Annotated in this window: 1 protein-coding gene; it reads right to left on the bottom strand. The window is 73.8% G+C overall.

The genetic code is table 11. The features are described 5' to 3' along the window. Positions 1 to 70: 70 nt before the first annotated feature. Positions 71 to 835, bottom strand: coding sequence for a hypothetical protein (locus tag PKE79_RS16470; protein WP_271174783.1), 765 nt, complete (start codon positions 833 to 835; stop codon positions 71 to 73). Between the last annotated feature and the right edge of the window lie 52 nt (positions 836 to 887).

Consider the following 887-nt stretch of genomic DNA (forward strand, 5'->3'; position numbering starts at 1 on the left):
GACGCGCTTCCCGCGCCACCTTGTCGATCGCCAAGTGCGTGCTTCCTTTCGTAAGGAGAACCAGCACCCCTTACACACACCATTTGACACGCTCGACGGTGAGCAGCGCCCCGGTGTCGGGATGGCAGAACACCCGCTCCCACCCCGCCGCGTTCCCCGCGAGCTTGCGGGCCGTGTCCGCGTCGATCGGCCCGTACCCGGCCAGGAACCCCGGCTCATCATCCAACCCCGCCAGCGTCGTCGCCGCGACCGTGACCTGCACCACCGCCCGCACCCGCGACAGCACCCGATCCACATCCCCCACCAAGCCCCGCGCCGGCGGCGGAGCGCCGCGTGCGGACGCCGTGTTCGAAGGGTCAGCGTCGCCAGTGCCGGGCGGATCAGCTCCCGTGTCGGTCCGGTCGGGCGATCCCGCAGCACCCGAGACACGGGAACCCACGTCCACGCCGAGGTCGTCCGCGTCGGGCCTCGCGTCGTCGTCCTCGGTGCCCGCATCGGGGGCCGCCGAGTCCGTGTCCGCGGTCGCATCCGCGGCGTCCACGTTCACGTCGTCCACATCCGGTGTCACCGCGTCCGGCGCAGGCTCCGTCGTGCCCGTTCCGGCGTCCGTGGTGTCCGTGGCGTCCGCGCCCGCCGCGCCGGGCTCCGTCGCGCCCGCGTCGGGCTCCGTCGACCCCGTCGTGTCCGTGTCGGTGGTTGACCAGGGGGCGGGGGTGTCGTCCGGGTCGCCGCACAGGGCGGACAGGACCTCCACGGCGAGGTCCGACGCGATCTGCGTCGCCGTCCGCGCCCCCTCCCCACCCTCACCGACCCGCTCCGAATCCTCGAACCGCACACCCGACCCACCAGCCGCGCCCGCATCCGCGGCGCCCTCACCCGCACCCGCA

It is taken from the genome of Microbacterium barkeri (assembly GCF_027921765.1).
In the GTDB taxonomy this organism is placed as follows: domain Bacteria; phylum Actinomycetota; class Actinomycetes; order Actinomycetales; family Microbacteriaceae; genus Microbacterium; species Microbacterium barkeri.